Source organism: Streptomyces megasporus (genome assembly GCF_000718985.1).
GTDB lineage: Bacteria > Actinomycetota > Actinomycetes > Streptomycetales > Streptomycetaceae > Streptomyces > Streptomyces megasporus.
Window position 1 is genome coordinate 1 of the sequence record NZ_JODL01000080.1, and the last position, 670, is coordinate 670.

General features: G+C 74.3%; 1 pseudogene. It reads right to left on the reverse strand.

Features of this window, described 5'->3' with window-relative positions:
* A pseudogene (locus tag IF47_RS0126745) lies at positions 1 to 670 on the reverse strand (hypothetical protein); the annotation flags it as partial.

Consider the following 670-nt stretch of genomic DNA (forward strand, 5'->3'; position numbering starts at 1 on the left):
CAGCAGGAGGTGCCCGGCGTCCTCGGCCGCGCCGCCGAGGACGGGGAAGGTGAACTCGTTGCGGCACGAGCGCGCGGGTGCTGCCAGGTCCGTCGGCGGGCCGGTCAGCGAGACGAACTCCACCCCGTCGCCGCCGATGAGGGTGTGGGTGGCGATGAGGGCGCGGCGCAGGGCCTCGTCACGCGCGGTCCCTGATGCCGGTGCGGGCCCGGTGTTGGCCGTCCGGACGCGAAGCCGGCAGAGGTCGTCGGTGAGGCGCTCGGCGGTGACGGTGGTCTCGGCCCGTACCTCGTCGCGGTTCCGTACCACCCGCCCGCCCGCGGGCAGCGGTTCGACGTCCACGCCGGCCGCCGCTCCCACGGGAACGGTGCGTCCCGTGTCGAGGAGCTCGTCGAGGGGGACCACGACCTCGCAGGCACGCGGTACCGCCTCATCGAAGGTCAGATGCACCGTGCCGTCGTCGGTGCGCAGCGACGCGACGGGACGGTGACCGGTGTCCTCCACCTGCTTGCGCTGCATCTGCAGGTAGCGGACCCGCACGCGGACGGAGGCGTCGCCGGGCCGCCGGATCCGCAGGAGGCACTCGGTCTGCTGGTACCAGGAGTCGGCGGAGCCCGACACGCCGGGGACGACGGGGCCGTCCGACTCCACCCAGTCCCGGGGGAACAGC